The following is a 17,646-nucleotide window of genomic DNA, read 5'->3' on the forward strand; positions in this document are numbered from 1 at the left end:
ATTTGTTAACTAGGTATAATATAGATAAATCATTGTTTTTGAGAAACGTTCTCATTCTAGTATTCGCTGTTAAAAAGTAAAATATGTCATCAACCGGCCTTTTAACGAATACTGCGTTTTCGAACATATATAGGCAAATGGAGTAAATATGTATTCAAGTGTCTGAATAGACTGATTGAGAATCGGATAAGGATTTTTAGATAGAGAACAAATTCATAACATAGGGGGATGCTCCGTGAAAATAGTTGGTATATCTGGTTCGACAGTGGGCTCGAAAACAAGAGTTACTGTGGAACATGTATTGAATTATATGGAAAAAGAGCATACAGGGGTGGAAGCAGAGCTGTTAGATTTGAAGGATTATGATGTGGTATTTAGTGATGGCCGTCCATATAAAGATTATACGGGCGATACAAAAGCCTTATTGGAAAAGATAATGCAAGCTGATGGAATCCTGATCGGTATGCCAGTTTTTCAAGCATCTATCCCGGGAACATTAAAAAATATTTTTGACCTTTTACCAGTTGATGCATTTCGGAATAAAATGGTCGCGATTGTTGCAACAGCAGGAACAACCAAGCATTATTTAGTTCCAGAGCAGCATTTGAAGCCAATTCTTCACTATATGCATGCATGGGTGATTCCTAAATACGTTTTTGTTGAAGAAAAAGATTATACAAATTACGTGATTACGAATCAAAATGTGATTGATCGCTTAAATAAATTATCAAATGATCTAATTCATTATGTAGATATTTTACAGAAACACCCGGAGATAACACCATTTTTATAAACATATAAAAAACCTTTTATGAAGTATTGTTCATAAGAGGTTTTTTTCATCCTTGGGAAGTGCTGAATCGCTCTTGATATTTACCAGGAAATACCTTTACGTTTCGAATCAATAGTAAATAGACTATGGGCAATCAGAAATTGAGCACCATAATAAGTGATCATAATCATTTCACTTGCACCTGTAAAGCTGGATATAAACATATTCCAAGCTAGAACACTGTCAGAAACGATGAATAATATACTTCCCAGAGTTGCCCAGCGATTTCCGGTCATGATTGCTGTAAAGGCCATCAAGATAATGATTCCAATATAAGCGGCAACAGGAATAATAAAAGCTGTTTCTCCATTTGCTTGAAGCTGGCTGATAAGCTGGTATCCAATCCAGACAGCAAAAAGAATAAGCGGTATGGCAGAGAGACTTTTTGGTAAAGAAAAACGCCATACTTTTAAAAATCCAATGGTATAGAATACGTGACCAACAAAAAAGGCAGTCAGACCGATTAAGAACCAATGTAGTGTTGCATCACCGATTAAGGAAAATGTGATTCCGCCAATAATCCAATAATGCACTGCTTTTCGTGTTGGCAGAGATTGTTCAAAAGCATAGATCAGGATCAGCACCATTGGAATAACCTTAAAGAAAATGCTAAATGCTAAAGGCTCAGATGGAGAGATAAATATATAGACAATGCCTGTAGTCAGAATTAAGATGGGTAAGCGGTAGAGCATCAAAATAGATACATCCCTTCATTGAACAGAATAAAAATTTTCAGAAACCTTTAGTTTCATCATAGTAAAAAAATGCTTATATAACAAATTCTAGATATATCAAAGAAAATCTTTTTTAGAATTTCTTAACACGGTAGGAAAGGAAAAACGATGGACTTTATGAAGCTTCGACTAAATTTCCCGCATTCTTGTTCAAGTAAAGGCCGAACAAATGCTAATCATGGAAGGGAAGAAATTTAACCTGGGGAGAGTATGAAAAAAATCCCCTTGTCAAATTAAAATATAAGACAAGGAGAGATATTTTTATTATTCAATAGAAACTTCTTTTAAATTTAATAGCTGTGTTGGAGATTGAGTCAGCCCTTTTACGCTATCATCAACTCCTAATAAATATTCCTGATGATGAATATAAACCATTGGTGTGATTTCAGCGAGCAATTCTTGCGTTTGGCGATAAAGCTCTAATCGCTCATCTGGGTCACTTTCTTGACGACCCTGGTCTAATAATTCATCAAGCTCTTCATTGTCTGTGAACGTCCGATTTCCTGGTTCACCTAAATTATCAGAATGGAATAAAGGATATAAGCCGTTATCTGCGTCCCCGGTAACCGTTGTCCAGCCAAAGACAAACATATCATGTTCCCCATTAGCTGTTTGTTCAAGCATTGCTCCCCATTCCATGGTTCTTACTTCTGCATTAATACCAATTTCTTTTAGTTGTGCCTGAATATTTGTAGCTGTATCGATACGTTGACGATCATCATTTGTCCAAATCGTTGTAGAAAAACCATTTTCATAGCCCGCTTCAGCAAGCAAATCCTTTGCTTCTTCTACATTATATTCTTGATCTCTTACATCTTCATTATAACCAAACACACTTGGTGCGACGGGAGTATGTGCCGGAATTCCAATATCATCATAGATACCGGAAAGGATGTCTTCTTTATTGATGGCTTTGGCGATTGCCTGACGAACACGTTCGTCGTCAAACGGTTCTTTCTCCATATTAAATCCTAAATAGGAAAGTGCCAGGCTCTCTTGAGACTGTACAGATAAGTGGTCGGTGCCTTCAATTTGATCTATGTCTGATGGGCTGAGTGAATTAGCGATATGAGAATCACCTGTCTGTAATTCTGCAATACGGGTCAAATCTTCTGTAACTACTTTAAATGTTACAGAATCGAGCAATGCAGGTTCACCCCAGTAATCTTCATTATTTACTAATTGAATCTGTTGACCAGGCTGCCAATCTTCATATTTGAAAGGGCCTGTGCCTTGCGGGTTCTCACTAATCACAGAGCCGGCTTCTTCTCCATTTTCCATCGCAGCATAATCTTCTTCAATCTGATCCTTTGAAATCATAACGCCGCCTGGGTGAGCAAGGTGGGCTGGTAATGCAGCAAAAGGATACTCTGTTTTAAAATGAACGGTGTAATCATCAATCACTTCTACTTCGGAAATCATATTATACATAATTGCCCGCGGTGAGCCAACCTCCGGATCAAGGGTACGATCAATATTTGCTTTTACAACATCGGCATTAAATTCAGAGCCATCATGAAATGTGACATCCTGACGAAGCTTGAATTCCCATGTTGTATCATCAATTTGTTCCCATTCTTCTGCAAGTAATGGCTGATTTTCCATATTTTCATCTTGAGCAACAAGTGTCTCAAAGATATTTCTTTGTACATCACTGGATGGTGTATCATTAGAAGCTGCCGGATCAAGCGATACAGCATCGGCCGGTGTCGTAATGATTAAATCGCCGCCCTGCGTTCCTTCCCCAACCGTATTGCTGTCAGATGTATTATCATCTGGTTCACTAGCGCAAGCAGTTAGAACGAAGCTCAGCAGAGCAATAAATAGAAATACATATATTTTTTTGTTTATTCTCATGATGCTATTTCTCCTTTTGCATAGTTAACTAAATGACTCTTTAATAAATGAAAGTAATTCTAATTGGAAGCCTGATTATAGAGCAACATAATCAGGCTTTAGAATACTTGTTAATATAAATTTACCAACCTGGAACAACAGAACCTTCAAAGTTTTCTTCAATAAATTCTTTTACTTCGTCTGTATGATAAATATCAATAAATTGCTGAACTACCTCATCATCTTGGTTTTCTGCACGTGTGGCAATTAAGTTAACGAATGTAGAATCTTGCTCGATAAAGATGGAATCATCGTTAGGAGAAAGTCCAGCTTCAATTGCAAAGTTTGAATTAATAGCTGCTGCATCTACTTCGCCAAGCTGTCTAGGGATTTGCGCAGAATCTAATTCAAGTAATTCAAGATCTTTCGGATTCTCAACAACATCATTTAATGTAGCATTTACTCCTAAGCCTTCTTCTAATTTGATTAGACCAGCTTGTTCAAATAATAATAAAGCACGGCCGCTATTAGAAGGATCTCCAGGAAGCCCTAATGTTGCACCATCTGGAATATCTTCAAGAGAATCAACCGATTCGGAATAAACACCCATTGGAAAAGTAACGGTGTCTGCTACCTTAACAATATCTAAGCCTCTTTCTTCCACCATACTATCCATGAAAGGTTCTGTTTGGAAGCTACTAATGTCAATGTCCCCTTCATCTAGTGAAACGTTAGGCATCACGTAATCAGTAAAAACTACTGTGTCAATTTCTAAACCGTCTTCTGCTGCAATTTCAGCTATTTTTTCTACAATTTCTTCGTGTGGTCCGGCTGTTACACCTACTGTTAATACGCCGTCTTCAAGCAAATCTGAGCCACTGTCTTCATCATCTCCGCCACAAGCAGTGAGGAAAATGAATAATAAAACTGTAATACTAAGTAAATATTTCTTTTTCATGATTGTTCCTACCTTCTTTTTTTATTTTGAAAAATTCTCAAGTTGTAAAAATGCGTCAATAACTGTATCTGCATGGATTACTTCTTTCATCAAATGGATAGATTCTTCTTCTCTTGTTACTTTGTTTGCAATGATTTCCAGCAACTCTTGATCATCCGTCTTTATGGAGAAATCTGCTAAGCTGGTTGGGAAATTCCATGTATCATAATAAGCTAATAACTTATTAAGTTCCTCTGTATCTTGCTCGATTGCAAGTTGAATTAAAATACCATAGGAGACAATCTCCCCGTGAAGGGAATTCGCAATTTGTGGTGCAGCTGTCAAACCGTTATGAATAGAGTGCGCACCGGCAATACGTCCGGCTTTCCCACCAAAACCGCCAACCATACCGCCTGTTGCGATAATTGCTTCGATAACGCGAATAAGGGCGTCGGTTACTTGGTTGTTTTCACAAGCTTCAAGTGCCGCTTGACTGTCAGCCAACAAAATATCCTTGCAAGCACGTGCTGCAAATTGAGAAATGTGCAGCCAAACTGGAAGTGTGCCTGTTGGATAGAAGGCTTCAACTAAAGAGCGAGCTTCATAGAATTTTGCTAATGTATCCCCGATGCCTGCTTTTAAGTATTTTACAGGAGCTTCCGCAATAATTGCTGGTTCTACGACTACTAGCGTATTGGATTCAGGGTACTCTGTATAATGGGAATGAGCTCCGTTTTCCAGATAAAAAACACTTAACGGCGTCCAAGCTGCACAGGTTGCGGCAATGGTAGGAATTAAGATGCTTTTTATTTGTGCATTCGTAGCCGCTGCTTTCGCAATATCTAAAGCTGTTCCCCCGCCGATGCCAATCACTGCGTCGACTTGCTGCTCTTGATAAAACTCTGCAAGCCTGTTGGTCCGTTCCACCGTGCAATGTCCGTCAGCAAAGTGTATGTCTTTTTCTTCTACTTTGTCTACCAATGCGGAAGGAAGATAAGGCTTTGCTTGTTGCCATGCAGTCCGCCCGGCAACAACTGCAATTTGTTCTACATGCAGGTCGTTCAAATTTTCGACAAGGTGTTTCAGAGCGCCTTCACCAATTTGATAATGGCTGGGTGCGCCCTTTACAGTAACTGTTTGCATGGTAAGATATCCCCTTTATAGTGTGTTCAAATTTTCGAAAATGGTACATAATAAAAAACCTCTCTATTTCGTTCTAGAGAGGTTGAAAAAGTTCATTTACGAAACGTCCTCTCTTATTTTCCAAAGCACATGATACGCTTTGCAGGATTTAGCACCTTTTTTAGAACAATTTCTTTTCTAGAAAGGTTGCCGGGCTTCATCGGGCCAGTCCCTCCGCCACTCTCAATAAGAGTTCTTATGTAACTGTTGATATATTTTAATATGAAATATGAGAAAAGTCAATGACATTAAATGATAGATCCTTGCTAGTGAGATATAATAAAAGAAACCCAAATGTATCCATGCGGAATCAGCATTCAGGTTTCTTGATAACTTGATTATACTTTTTTAATCTATTCTTTATCCTCCAATACAGCCTCTTTCTTTTTCTTCTTCAAATAATACGCACTCATCAAAGAAGCAATCGGAATAACCAGGGCAATGCCAAGACCCGAAATAAGAATTCCAAGCATTTCATCATTAAATACTTTGGCATTTATAATATCGCCAAGAGAGTAGTCTAAATCCTTAAACCAGATCAGGAGTCCCATATACCCTCCAAAAAAGGCGAAAAATAGCGTGTTTGTGCTTGTACCCAGAATATCCCGTCCAATCCGAATACCAGCTAAGAATAGATGCTTTCTGGAAATATCCGGGTTCTGGTCATGAATTTCACGCATCGGCGAAGTGATAGAAATAGCTGTATCTACAATTGCTCCAATCGTACTCATAATGATAACAGCTGTAGCAATTTGGATGAAATTCAATCCAATATGCACATTGAAAGCCGTTATTTCTCCAGCTTCTTCTTCTCCAAGTCCATAAATCATCGACTGTTCGGTTAAGATAATGATGAAAAAGATTAAAATAACCATCGTCGCAATCGTTGATAAAAAAGCGAGCATCGTTTTATTGTTTACCCGATTAATGAAGAACAAGCTGACCGCACTAATAAAACCACATGCAATGAGTGTAATAATAATGGGGTTTCCAGACGGGTCATTCATGACAAAAACAGCCATCAGTACAATGATAAAATTGATAAAGAGGGCAATGAAAGACCGTACGCCCTTCATGCCGCCTACCCAAGCCATTAATGCAAATAATATGATTGCCAGTAATACAAGAACATTCATAATTTCGCCTGCTTTCTCCGGATAAAGAAAATGGAAATATAGATTGCGATCGGAATCGTCAGTACAATACCGATCCCGCCGACTAAAGCACGTGTTAATTCAAGGGAAAGGTTCATCGATATGGTGAAGCCGAATGGTGCTGCATTTTTAAAATAAATTAACAGCATTGGCAGTGACCCGCTGACATATGCAAAAAATAAAATATTGGTCATGGTGCCCATAATATCTTTCCCGACTTCGTAACCTGCTTTTTTTAATGTTTTTATATCGATCCGGTTATTTTTCTCAAACATCTCAAACATGGAAGCTGATAACGTGATCGCAACATCCATTACAGCTCCTAAAGAACCAATCAGTAATCCTGCCATAAATATGGTTTCGGGATTTCTGGTTAAAAAGGCCATTTCTTCATAGCGTAGTCCTTGCTCGTCTGTGAAATGAAGTGCTGCATAAGCAATCACCAAGGAAATAACTGTGCCAATCAATGTAGCAAGAATAGCAGTATAGGTTTTTTCGTTAAATCCTGTCGCCATCAATAGTGAAAGTACAGTAAAAATAATAATACTCAAAGCAGTAATAACGGAAAGGCTGATACTCGGATTCTGTATATAAATATCTAATGCAAACGACAAAATTGCTGCATTGACAAATAAACTTAGCGCGGATAAAGCACCCCTGGACTTTCCGACTGCTAATAAAACAAATAGGAATATCCATGCGACAAATACGAAATATTTATCCCGTTTGATATCCCCTGTTGCCTCACCATCCTGCGCTAGAAAAATTTCATCTCCTGCAGATAATTCGTAGTCTAAAGCCAAGGATTGAACATATTCATTATCAAATTCGGTTATTTCTCCTTTCTCTGAACCATTTTTTACTTCTCCAATGATATGCTGTGTGACTTTTTCGTCTTGATTGCCATGCTCATCTGGCTGATCTTCTCTATTTATTTCTTGCACATCGGTTATGTGAACGATTGTTTTATCATATAATGCATAATTATTATTGATAAAAATCATGGACGCGATAAATCCGATTAGTAATAGACAGACGGTAGTATATTCGGTTTTTGTCCGATTTTTTAACCATGCCTTCAAAGTAATCACTCCCAAAATAGGGTAGTCCTATTCATATTTCCGAAAACATATACTATGATAACACTTTTAATGAAAAGGGGACACGCAGAGTAACAAAAATTTTTATGAACAAGATGATTTCTATCTATGTTTGGATCGCAAAAAATACGTTTGTGGTCGATACAGGAAAGAATTATTGGTCTTATCCCTTAGTATGTATAAAAAGAGCATTCGTATTTCATCATGTCTTAAACTTTGGACATTTTTCTTTGATCAATGCTATAATTTGTCCAATACTTTTGACAAAAAGGGGGCTTGAATGCGTGAAAAATGTTATAAAAAAAATAAGAAAGCAATCAAATATGACACAAGAGAAATTGTCTAAACTTTGCGGTGTGGCCAGACAAACGATTAATAGTGTCGAAAATGATAAATATGATCCGACGTTAGAACTAGCTTTTAAAATTTCCAGAGCGCTTGATAAAAATGTAGAAGAGGTGTTTATTTATGACGAAATTTCATAAAGGGTATCGTATTACCATGAAAGATATCAAAAAAGAAGGAGCTCCTATTTTAAGGAAGCAGCTTGACCCTGTAAGCTTGCCTGTTTCTAAGGAAACGAAAATAGAGCTGGAGTGTATGCTGATGTATTTAAAAAACAGCCAAGATCCTGATATCGCAAAGAAATATAAATTAAGACCAGGCTCCGGGCTTTCGGCGAACCAGGTTGGTATCAATAAAAGCATGTTTGCAGCTTTATACCAGACAGAAAACGGGGAAACAACCGAATTAAAACTGATTAATCCCAAACTAATCAGCCATGCTGCAAATACGATATATCTGCCGGAAGGAGAAGGCTGTCTGTCTGTTAATAGAGAAGTACATGGACATGTACCACGTTATGAAAGAATAAAGGTGCAGGCTTATGATATCGAAGGAGAGAAGCATACCTATATCTTTAAAGGATATAGTGCCATTCTAGTGCAGCATGAAATGGACCATCTGAATGGAATTATGTTTTTTGACCGTATTAATGAGAAGCAGCCCTTTTTGAATTTGCAGTAGGGTTAAAGCTTCTTCAGGAAAGGGGTTATCGTAATGAATAAATTTACTGCAATCTTACAAACAGAATATGATGTCCATCCAATTCACATCCAACCCAAACAGGGAGGATGGGCATCACTTGCCTTTGAAGTAAAAGAGAATGGTACTATCTACTTTTTAAAAGCTTATGAAAAGAGCCGGGCTTCCACTCCAAAATTAACAGCAATGATAGACCAATACGTTCCTATTGTTGCATGGTTAGAACATAACAGTTGTTTGAAAGGAAAGGTCCCTGTCCCGTTAAAGACTAGGGAAGGGAATTACAAATGTGAAGATGAGGAAAATATTTATCTATTGTATCCTTTTATTCAAGGGCAAACAATTGGTGAAAAAGATTTAACAGAGCAGCAGGTGGAAGCATTTGCACATATGATTGCCACACTCCATTTATTCGGTGAGGAAATCCCTTTTCCAACGGAGGCTCTGACAGAGAATTTTGAGGTATCCTTTGTAAGGGAATTGGAAGAGATCATGCATGACAAAACAGAGCAGATTTCGGCAGAATGGTATTCTTTTATGCATAAAAATCGGGAAAAGATAGGGACGTGGATTAATGCTATAAAAGAGCTGTCAGAAAAACTGCATACTGCTTCATTAGATAAGGTGCTATGTCATACAGATCTTCATCATTGGAATTTGATGCAGGCAGATAACTTGTTGTTAATTGATTGGGAAGGATTGAAATTGGCTCCTGCTGAAGCAGATATTATGTTTCTGACAGATAAGCCTTACTTGAAGCATTTTATCAAAGTGTATCAGCAGTATCATAAGAATTATCATATTAATGAAGATGCTTTGGTTTTTTATCAGTTAAGAAGAAGACTGGAGGATATTTGGGAGTTTGCCGGGCAGTTGTTATATGAAGAGCTTGATATACAAGAAAAAGATAGCATTATTGGTTATTTAAAAGATTTAACAGACGATGAAAATGATCCTTTGGAGATTGCAGGGTTAAACATGCTCTGAAAAGGGAACAGACAATAGTATTTGTAATGAAGACAGAGGGAAGTGAAGGCATGTTTTTAGCTTGGAATGAAATTAAGAATAACAAGCTGCGTTTTACATTGGTGATTGGTGTATTGGTACTTATTTCTTACCTTGTTTTCTTCTTATCGGGGCTGGCAAATGGGTTGGAGCAATTAAACCGGGAAGCTGTTGATAAGTGGGAAGCGGATGGAATTATTTTGACAGAAGAATCCGATTTACGCTTGCAGCAGTCCGTCTTATCGGAGGATGATTTTGACGGAACCGGGGCGGATGAATATACGGCTTTGTCTCAGTTAAGTGCGATTGCGAGTAACGGCGATAAAAAAGAAAACGTATTTATCTTTGCTGTAGATAAAGATTCCTTTATCATGCCGAATGTTACAGAAGGGCAGGCTTTTGCAGATGAGGGTCAGGTAATAGCGGATGACACCTTACAAGAAGAAGGCTTTGAAATCGGTGATGAAGTTTCTCTATCTTCCACAGATGAAACGTTAGAAATCGCAGGATTTACGGATAATGCCCGATTTAATGCAGCGCCCGTCCTGTTTACTGATCAGGATACGCTGGAGACGATCCAATATGGGGAAACGGCGGAAAGTACGGAGAATGCAGTAAATGCCTTTGTTATTCGTACAGATCATCTGGAAAGCGTGGAAGCAGATGAAGCGTTACAGGTCGTTGATACAGAAACATTTATTGAGAATTTACCGGGCTATACGGAACAGAATTTAACGTTAACCTTAATGATATATTTTCTATTTATTATATCTGCAGTAGTACTGGCAATTTTTCTTTATGTACTTACCATTCAAAAGATAAGTATTTTCGGAGTAATGAAGGCTCAAGGAGTCTCCTCCAGATATTTGGCCGGCTCTGTTGTCGTGCAAACATTTTTACTTGCTTTAGCAGGTGTGATCATTGGGTTGGTTCTAGCTGTTCTAACAGGATTCTTTTTACCGGCAGCTGTACCAGTAGCCTTTCATTATATGGAAATGCTGATGTATGGACTCATCCTGATTGCTGTCTCGATCATTGGTGCGTTTATCTCTGTACAGACGATTGTACGAATTGATCCGCTAAAAGCGATAGGAGGGTAAAGAAATATGGCTATTTTAGAATTGAAAAAAGTACAGAAAACCTTTGGGTCGGGCAGAACAAAAGTAGAAGCAATGAAAGAAACGGATTTTGAAGCGGAAAAAGGAGAATTGATTGCTGTTATTGGTCCCTCTGGCTCTGGGAAAAGTACATTTTTAACCCTTGCCGGTGGGCTGCAGACTCCGACAGAAGGAGAAGTCAGGCTTAATGGAACAGCTTTGACAGATGTGAAGGAGAAACATCGTGCTACATTAAGACTGAAAGAAGTAGGTTTTGTTTTGCAGGCATCCAATCTTGTCCCTTATTTAAATGTTGGGCAGCAAATGCAGTTGTTGGATAAGGTGAAGAAAGGAAATATGCAAAAAGAGGAAGCAGAAGAACTTTATCAGTCACTAGGGATTGATCATTTAATCCGTAATTTTCCGAAAGATTTATCCGGTGGAGAAAAACAGCGGGTTGCTATTGCCAAAGCACTTTATACAAACCCAAGTATTATCTTAGCCGATGAACCAACTGCATCACTGGATTCTGACCGTGCGTTTGAAGTGATGCATATGCTGAAAAGAATCACAAAAGAAAGGCAGACAGCAACGATTGTGGTGACGCATGATACGCGATTGATTGATGATTGCGATAAAGTATATCAAATGACAGATGGTACTATGGAATTGCAGGAAAGTGCGCATCATACGTTATAGTGATGACAATGCAGTGAATAATATCCGGAAAAAAGTGAGGTGACTTTTAATTCTCTAAAAATCACCTCACTTTTTCTGGTTCAACACCAACATCTATGGTTGCTATTATCAAAAAATAGCCATTTGTCACCCATGGATTTTGGTAAAGAGCTTTTTTTAATTAATTCGTTTTCAGTACTTTTCGGATAATAATTTGCCAATGAGGCCCTGTCTCTACATGATACGCATTGGCAAATGATCCCTGGTTGATAGCAACTCCTAAATTATCTAATGAATTCACATACAATAAAGGTTCGCCCAGCCGAATTTCCGCAAAGGAATGCCTGTATGTCATGATATTTTTATATACCTGCTGCCGATTATTGGCGATCGTAACTTCAAATGCATCTCCATGAGCAACATTCATTTCTTGAAACAGTTCTCTGCTGATATTGGTCCATAGATTCCCAAAGCGAATATCTAAAATATCGATATTACCGTAGACGGTATTATTTTCTATAGAGGCTTCCGGTTTGGTAAGTTCCACAATATCGTCTATATCAACGGCCTTCCCAACTTCTTCAAAGGTGATCGTCCCCGAAGCCAGCCTTGCTCCGGTATATGCATAAATATCCCGGCCGTGGAAAGTATAAGATTCACCGGATCTGGGCAGGCGGTTTGTTTTCTCATCAATGATTCTCGCTTCCTTAATTCCAATATCTTTTTTTATATGCGTCAGTGTCCCGTTATCTGGTGTCACGATATATTGATTATTCACCGTTTTCACAACGACACTTAGCCTGGCAGTTCCTACTCCGGGATCAACTACAGAGATAAAAACAGTCTCTTCAGGCCAATACGGTAACGTTTGATAAAGACGATAAGAACCTTCCCAAATATTATATTGCGGAATATCATGTGTCAGGTCAAATACCCGAAGATTTGGATCTACAGAAAGAGCCACACCATACATTGCGCTGACTGCTCCGTCGCTAAGACCAAAATCTGTTTGAATGACTAAATTTCTTCCCATTTCAACATTCCTCCTTATTGTCTGGTGCTTGTATTTTCCACGATGAGCAATTGGTATTAAGAAACTAAAAAACCACGCCCGTATCGAATAAACGATAAGGACGTGGTTGGAATTTACGTGGTACCACCTTATTTTACTGTATGCTCACACATACAGCCTCATCAAGTACGAAAGCCCGAAGCTTTAATACTGTGGTATTGATAACGAGTACCAAATCTCGTCGGAACCTACTCATATTGATGGATATTTTCAGTACGAAGCTCAGAGGCCATTGTTCAGATCCTTATTCTTACTTCTTTTCAGCTACCGAAGCTCTCTGTGAAAAAATAGTTGAATCTTACTTTTCCTCTTCAACGCTTTTAATAAATAACAAAAGATTTAATCAATTGTTAGATGCGAATTAAAGTCATTATAAGTAATAAAAATATAAAAAGCAAGTTTTTTAAAAAAAATAATAAAGGTCTAAATAACTGGTTTTTAAGGTTATTTTTGCATTTCTTAAATTCCAATGCTAAATGAAATATCTTTGCATAGGATAATAAGAGAAGTAACTATTTCTATTGATAGTGAAATAGGACAAGCATAAAAGAAAATGCAGTAATGGTAGATGAGTCTTTTCTGTTTGTTCAAGTTGGATCTAATTTTTCAAACACAATCACCCTCTTAAAATAAAACGTAATTTACATATTCTTTACATTAACAGCAAACTATATTAATAATTCTTCTTTATACTTCAAAGTAAGGACAGAGGAGAAATGTCCAGTAAATAATGAGGATAAATTTAAGGGGGCACTTTGATGAGCTTTAAACGGTTTACTTTATTCTTTTTTGTTGCTGCTTTACTTTTCTTAGCAGCATGCGGTTCAGGAAATGCAGATGGTGCAGGAGATTCTGAATCTGATAATAACGAAGAGTTGTCAGGTAACATTGCAATTGATGGTTCAGGTACGGTATATCCATTAATGGCACGTTTAGCTGAAGATTATATGATAAATGAACAGCAAGGTGTATCAGTAGAAGTAAGTCGTGCCGGGACAAGCGCAGGCTTTAAAAAGTTTCTGGATGAAAATGGTACAGACTTTAACGATGCGTCACGGGAAATAAAAGAAGAAGAACAAGCAACAGCAGATGAGTTAGGTATAGAAGTTCAAGAGTTAAAGGTTGCTTTAGATGGTTTAACGATTGTGACACATCCAGATAATGACTGGGCAACAGAGTTAACTCCAGAGCAAGTACAAGGAATTTTTCTTGGAGACTATACAAAGTGGTCGGATATAGATGACTCTTGGCCAAACGAAGATATAAAAACGTATGGTCCAAATGAAAATCATGGAACATATGAATTCTTTTACGAAGAGATTTTAGAAGAACAGGATTTAATAGAAGGGATTGATCTTCAACAAGACTATTCTACGTTAGTGACATTGATTTCAGAAGATAAGAACGCCATTGGATTCTTCGGTTTTGGATACTATCAAAGCAATCAAGACACAATTAATGCTGTATCCATTGATTTTGGAGAAGGAGCGGTTGATCCTTCTCTCGATACAATTGCAGAGGATGGACCTTACGCAGATTATACACGACCAGTATTTACTTACTTGAATGTAAATCATGCGCAGGAAAAACCGGAAGTTCTTGATTACGCAAAATATGTCTTAGAAAATACAAATAATGTTGCTGGGGAGACAGGGTTTGCACCAATTCCTGATGAGGAAGTCCAATCTCAGATGGAAGTTTTAGAAGGAATCGAATAAGTTAAGAAGACAGATGAGCGGTGTGGGAAATCACTTCTCATCTTCCTCTTATTTTACACGACGTGGCCGATCTCAGTCGTTGAATGAAAAATGATAGATTTAAAGGAACGTTGGTTAAGATCCTCACAACCTGGGACTGGAGTTGGGGCTGTGATTACTCGTCCCCTCAAAAATATTTGTGGAAACATCGAAGTTAACACATTCTATGCTAGTAAAGAATGAACGAGTACATGCGTTTTTCTAAGAGAAGGAAAGGTGGCTTTAACATCATGGCTACAAATAATAAGAACCGTGCGTCGGTTAGTAAAATGATTGAACAACAAAAACAGAAACGGAAATTCTTTAATCAGCTGGAAAAATTTATACCAGCTCTATTATTGATTATTGCTTCCATATCGGTTCTTACAACAGTTGGGATTGTTTATACTTTATTCGCTGAATCGGTTGCGTTTTTCCGAAATGTGCCGATTCTGGATTTCCTTACAGGAACAGTATTAAGACCGTTAAGCCAAAATCCTGAATTTGGTTTATTACCTTTATTAAATGGAACGATCATTTCAACCGTTATTGCCATGCTGGTAGCCGGACCAATCGGAATGATGTCAGCAATCTATTTGAGTGAGTATGCTCCTGACAATGTACGGAGAGTACTAAAGCCATTACTGGAGATTTTAGCTGGCGTTCCAACAATTGTTTACGGGTTCTTTGCGTTTACATTTGTGACACCTTTACTGAGAATGGTTTTTCCTTCCATTGAAGCAACAAATATTCTTAGTCCAGGAATTATTATGGGGGTAATGATTATTCCAATGATTGCTTCCCTGTCAGAAGATGCCATGTCATCTGTTCCGAATTCTATTCGAGAAGGAGCTTTAGCGCTTGGATCAACAAAGTTTGAGACAACATTTAAAGTAGTTATACCAGCAGCGTTATCTGGAATTATTGCTTCCTTTGTGCTTGGTATTTCCCGGGCAATAGGTGAAACGATGATTGTAGCTATTGCAAGCGGAAGCTCCAAGAATTTCTCGTTTGATATTACTGGGTCTATGCAGACAATGACTGCTTATATCGTAGAAGTAGCAGGCGGGGAAGCAGCAGCAGGAACGACTATTTATTATAGTCTGTATGCTGTGGCGTTAACACTATTTGTTTTTACACTCATTATGAATCTATTAGCAAAATATATTTCACGGAAGTTTAGGGAGGAATACTGAGATGGCAACGAAATATATGGATGCCGTGCTTGTTGAGAAGCGTATGTCGTCCCGTGTGCGAAAAAATACAGGCTTTAAAGGTCTCTTTTTTGCCTCCACATTATTTGGTCTGGTTGTGCTGGCAGTATTGCTTGTCCGTATTTTTACCCAGGGAATAGAATATATCAATATGGATTTTCTGACGAATCACCTATCGACTGATGCGAGCAGAGCAGGAATTATGGGAGCTATTTTAGGCACTGCATGGCTGATGGTGGTCGTTATTCCAGTAACTATGGTTATTGGTGTGGGAACAGCCATCTACATGGAATTGTATGCAAAGAAAGGAAAAGTTCAATCCTTTATTGCAACAAATATTTCCAATCTGGCAGGTGTTCCGTCCATTGTGTATGGATTACTAGGTTTGACGTTATTTGTCCGTGCTTTAGAGTTTGGCAATGTTATCTTAGCTGGTGGCTTAACCTTAGCTTTACTTGTTCTTCCCATCGTTATTGTTGCAGCACAAGAAGCGTTGCGGGCAGTACCGGGCAGCTTAAGTGAAGCATCTTACGGGATGGGGGCTACAAAATGGCAAACGATTAGACGTATTATTTTGCCAGCAGCACTACCAGGTATTTTAACAGGAGCGATTTTAGCATTATCCCGTGCGATTGGAGAAACAGCTCCATTAACCGTTCTTGGCATACCGGCTTTATTAATTCCATTCCCATCCGGTATTTTTGATACATTTACGGCATTGCCGATGCAAGTTTATTATTGGACGATTGACTCTTCCCTTGTAGCAGAATATGCGAATTTAGCGGCTGCAACGATTATTGTATTATTGGTTTTGCTGTTTTTGTTAAACTCCATCGCTATTTTGATTCGGAATAAGTTTCAGCAGCGCTACTAAATGAATGAGACAGAATTTAATAAGCTGAAATAGGAGAGGAGAATATTCTATGAGTACTGTAATGACGAAACAAATTAATTTAAAGCTTGTAAGAAACCCAAATGAAAAAAACGAACCGGAAGCGCCTAAAGAGGTCGTTTATGATACAAAAGGATTAAACTTATGGTACGGGGAAACACATGCTTTAAAAAATATTAATATGGGTATCAACGAAAAAGAAGTAACGGCGATTATCGGACCTTCTGGTTGTGGAAAGTCCACGTATTTGAAGACATTGAATCGGATGGTTGAATTAGTTCCAACCGTAAAGACATCTGGTCAGATTACGTATAAAGGCAAAAATATTTTAGATAAGTCCTTTCGAGTAGAAGATTTACGCACGCAAGTTGGGATGGTTTTTCAAAAAGCAAATCCATTTCCAAAATCAATCTATGAAAATATTGCTTATGGCCCTAAAATCCATGGTATAAAAAACAAGAAGATTCTTGATGAAATTGTTGAAAACAGCTTGCGTGGTGCTTTTATCTGGGATGAGGTAAAAGACCGCCTTGGGGATAATGCCTACGGTTTATCAGGTGGTCAGCAGCAACGTCTATGTATTGCTCGTTGTCTGGCAGTGGAACCGAATGTTATTTTAATGGATGAACCAACATCAGCATTAGACCCAAAATCAACCTTACGCATTGAAGAGCTTGTACAGGAGTTGAAGAAGGATTATGCGATTGTTATTGTAACGCATAATATGCAGCAGGCAGCTCGTATTTCTGACAAGACAGCATTCTTCTTAAATGGGGAGATTATTGAATATGATAAGACGGATCATATTTTCAATAATCCAGCAGATGATCGGACAGGAGATTATATTTCTGGACGATTTGGTTAATGAAATAAGACTTCTATGAGAATGGCTTTTCAGGTCATTCTTTTTTATTCGTCTGCCGCGTATTGAAAAATAGTAGAGGGTGGTCTCAAGTTTAAAAAATGAGACGTAAGAGAAGAAGGTTTTCTGAATTTGTCCACAGCCTGTGGATACCACAAGGTTATGACAGTATGTGCAAATGCGTTCGTCTGTTTCTACGTTCTCTGAAAAAACCTTTTCCATTATCTAAGTATTATTTACGCTGGGATCGTATACTATCTTTGCCAATGTC

17 protein-coding genes, 1 riboswitch and 1 other annotated feature are annotated in these 17,646 nt (G+C 38.0%); of the genes, 10 read left to right on the forward strand and 7 right to left on the reverse strand.

Going from position 1 to position 17,646, the window contains the following annotated elements; translation table 11 throughout:
* The first annotated feature begins 235 nt into the window (after positions 1–235).
* Positions 236–793, forward strand: coding sequence for an NADPH-dependent FMN reductase (locus BN986_RS02680; RefSeq protein ID WP_040978086.1), 558 nt, complete (start codon positions 236–238; stop codon positions 791–793).
* Between the two features lie 80 nt (positions 794–873).
* Here the strand turns inward: BN986_RS02680 and BN986_RS02685 are convergent, their stop codons facing one another.
* The 6 genes from BN986_RS02685 to BN986_RS02710 form a co-directional block, all read right to left on the reverse strand.
* On the reverse strand, positions 874–1,524 hold the full coding sequence (locus tag BN986_RS02685) for a lysoplasmalogenase (RefSeq protein ID WP_040979141.1): 651 nt from the start codon (positions 1,522–1,524) through the stop codon (positions 874–876).
* Between the two features lie 306 nt (positions 1,525–1,830).
* The gene (locus BN986_RS02690) at positions 1,831–3,423 is read right to left on the reverse strand and encodes a glutathione ABC transporter substrate-binding protein (protein ID WP_040978087.1); all 1,593 of its coding nucleotides are present in this window, start codon (positions 3,421–3,423) and stop codon (positions 1,831–1,833) included.
* 121 nt (positions 3,424–3,544) lie between these two features.
* Positions 3,545–4,360, reverse strand: coding sequence for a MetQ/NlpA family ABC transporter substrate-binding protein (locus tag BN986_RS02695; RefSeq protein ID WP_040978088.1), 816 nt, complete (start codon positions 4,358–4,360; stop codon positions 3,545–3,547).
* Between the two features lie 21 nt (positions 4,361–4,381).
* A complete protein-coding gene (locus BN986_RS02700) occupies positions 4,382–5,482 on the reverse strand; it encodes an iron-containing alcohol dehydrogenase family protein (protein ID WP_040978089.1) in 1,101 nt (366 codons plus the stop codon).
* A 110-nt stretch (positions 5,483–5,592) separates the two neighbouring features.
* Positions 5,593–5,714: riboswitch (SAM riboswitch) on the reverse strand.
* A gap of 160 nt (positions 5,715–5,874) precedes the next feature.
* The gene (locus BN986_RS02705; protein WP_040978090.1) at positions 5,875–6,657 is read right to left on the reverse strand and encodes a YibE/F family protein; all 783 of its coding nucleotides are present in this window, start codon (positions 6,655–6,657) and stop codon (positions 5,875–5,877) included.
* Positions 6,654–7,766: a YibE/F family protein gene (locus tag BN986_RS02710; RefSeq protein WP_420836088.1), complete on the reverse strand. Its 1,113-nt coding sequence runs from the start codon at positions 7,764–7,766 to the stop codon at positions 6,654–6,656. Before BN986_RS02710 ends, BN986_RS02705 begins: the two co-directional genes overlap by 4 nt.
* Before the next feature lie 293 nt (positions 7,767–8,059).
* Between BN986_RS02710 and BN986_RS02715 the strand changes: the two genes are divergently transcribed.
* The 5 genes from BN986_RS02715 to BN986_RS02735 are packed head-to-tail and all read left to right on the forward strand — an operon-like array spanning position 8,060 to position 11,620.
* On the forward strand, positions 8,060–8,260 hold the full coding sequence (locus BN986_RS02715; protein ID WP_040978093.1) for a helix-turn-helix transcriptional regulator: 201 nt from the start codon (positions 8,060–8,062) through the stop codon (positions 8,258–8,260).
* A complete protein-coding gene (gene def, locus BN986_RS02720; protein ID WP_040978094.1) occupies positions 8,244–8,801 on the forward strand; it encodes a peptide deformylase in 558 nt (185 codons plus the stop codon). Before BN986_RS02715 ends, def begins: the two co-directional genes overlap by 17 nt.
* 33 nt (positions 8,802–8,834) lie before the next feature.
* Positions 8,835–9,806, forward strand: coding sequence for an aminoglycoside phosphotransferase family protein (locus BN986_RS02725; protein ID WP_040978095.1), 972 nt, complete (start codon positions 8,835–8,837; stop codon positions 9,804–9,806).
* 50 nt (positions 9,807–9,856) lie between these two features.
* Positions 9,857–10,924 (forward strand): ABC transporter permease, encoded by a 1,068-nt coding sequence (locus BN986_RS02730; protein WP_040978096.1) that lies wholly within the window; start codon positions 9,857–9,859, stop codon positions 10,922–10,924.
* A 6-nt stretch (positions 10,925–10,930) separates the two neighbouring features.
* A complete protein-coding gene (locus tag BN986_RS02735) occupies positions 10,931–11,620 on the forward strand; it encodes an ABC transporter ATP-binding protein (protein ID WP_040978097.1) in 690 nt (229 codons plus the stop codon).
* 160 nt (positions 11,621–11,780) lie between these two features.
* Here BN986_RS02735 and BN986_RS02740 read toward each other — a convergent pair whose 3' ends face one another.
* The gene (locus BN986_RS02740; RefSeq protein WP_040978098.1) at positions 11,781–12,632 is read right to left on the reverse strand and encodes an SAM hydrolase/SAM-dependent halogenase family protein; all 852 of its coding nucleotides are present in this window, start codon (positions 12,630–12,632) and stop codon (positions 11,781–11,783) included.
* A 93-nt stretch (positions 12,633–12,725) separates the two neighbouring features.
* Positions 12,726–12,995: a binding site (T-box leader), on the reverse strand.
* Positions 12,996–13,429: 434 nt separating this feature from the next.
* Here BN986_RS02740 and BN986_RS02745 point away from each other — a divergent pair.
* From BN986_RS02745 to pstB, 4 genes are all read left to right on the forward strand, one after another.
* Entirely contained in the window at positions 13,430–14,389 is a 960-nt protein-coding gene (locus BN986_RS02745; protein WP_040978099.1) for a PstS family phosphate ABC transporter substrate-binding protein, read from the forward strand.
* Between the two features lie 269 nt (positions 14,390–14,658).
* Positions 14,659–15,603, forward strand: coding sequence for a phosphate ABC transporter permease subunit PstC (pstC, locus tag BN986_RS02750; protein ID WP_040978100.1), 945 nt, complete (start codon positions 14,659–14,661; stop codon positions 15,601–15,603).
* Position 15,604: 1 nt separating this feature from the next.
* Positions 15,605–16,495, forward strand: a complete 891-nt coding sequence (gene pstA, locus BN986_RS02755) for a phosphate ABC transporter permease PstA (RefSeq protein WP_040978101.1) — start codon at positions 15,605–15,607, stop codon at positions 16,493–16,495.
* Between the two features lie 49 nt (positions 16,496–16,544).
* Positions 16,545–17,378 carry a phosphate ABC transporter ATP-binding protein PstB gene (pstB, locus tag BN986_RS02760; RefSeq protein ID WP_040978102.1) on the forward strand — a complete coding sequence of 278 codons (834 nt, stop codon included), beginning with the start codon at positions 16,545–16,547 and terminating at the stop codon, positions 17,376–17,378.
* The last annotated feature ends 268 nt before the right edge of the window (positions 17,379–17,646 follow it).

It is taken from the genome of Oceanobacillus jeddahensis, from assembly GCF_000750635.1.
Lineage (GTDB): Bacteria > Bacillota > Bacilli > Bacillales > Amphibacillaceae > Oceanobacillus > Oceanobacillus jeddahense.